Annotated in this window: 1 protein-coding gene; it reads left to right on the forward strand. The window is 61.6% G+C overall.

Translation table 11 applies throughout. The features are described 5' to 3' along the window. Positions 1 to 55 precede the first annotated feature (55 nt). Positions 56 to 880, forward strand: a complete 825-nt coding sequence (locus FOY91_RS21400; protein ID WP_145156097.1) for an IS5 family transposase — start codon at positions 56 to 58, stop codon at positions 878 to 880. The last annotated feature ends 17 nt before the right edge of the window (positions 881 to 897 follow it).

The raw sequence follows: 897 nt of genomic DNA on the forward strand, positions 1-897 counted from the left end.
AGAGACCGTTTGGAAAAGGCTTTGCACGGTTGGTCGGATGTGATTCAGGCTCTGGATGTGGACCGAAGAGAGCCGAGGGCGGATGTCCGACATCGCCAGGAAGACCAAGCGATATCCGTCTGATCTGACGGACGAGGAGTGGGCGGTGATAGCGCCGTTGATGCCAAAGCCTGGGCGGCGCGGCCGCCCCCGCGAGATCGAGTTTCGTGAGGTAATCAACGCCGTGCGCTACCTCGTCCGGTCAGGATGCGGCTGGCGCATGCTGCCGGTTCATTTCGGGCCTTGGCAGACGGTGTACGGCTGGTTCCGCGAGCTGGCACGGCGCTTCCTTTTCCAGACCATCCATGACGTGGCGCTGATGCTTGATCGGGAGATGGCGGGCCGCGAGGCGAGCCCCTCGGGGGCGGTGATCGACAGTCAGTCGATCAAGGCTCCGCATGGAAACACAAGGGGTTACGACGCCGGCAAGAAGATCGTCGGACGCAAGCGGCATATCGTTGTCGATACCGACGGGCGGCTGCTTATGGTCCACCTCACCAGCGCCGACATCAGCGACAGCGCCGGCGCGCAGGTGATCCTGGATGCGATCCGCAAACGCTGGCCATGGGTGAAACATCTGTTCGCCGACGGCGGCTACGATCGCCTCAAGCTGATGGAAAAAGCCGCGTGGCTCGACTTTACGGTCGAGATAATCCGCCGTTCCGATGCCGCCAAAGGCTTCGAGGTGCTGCCGCGGCGATGGGTCGTCGAACGTACTTTCGGATGGATGATCCGCTGGCGCCGGCTCGTCCGGGATTACGAAGCCCGTATCGATGTATCCAAAGCCATGATCCTCGTCGCCATGGGCGGCAACCTCCTCCGCCGAACCACTCATCCATGATTTTCAAAACGGACTCT

Origin of the sequence: Alterirhizorhabdus solaris, from assembly GCF_007785815.1 — a bacterium.
GTDB lineage: Bacteria > Pseudomonadota > Alphaproteobacteria > Sphingomonadales > Sphingomonadaceae > Alterirhizorhabdus > Alterirhizorhabdus solaris.

Bases quoted from the DNA above. Each gene is read 5' to 3' on its own strand.
- FOY91_RS21400 (WP_145156097.1), top strand. From the start codon at position 56: ATGTGGACCGAAGAGAGCCGAGGGCGGATGTCCGACATCGCCAGGAAG.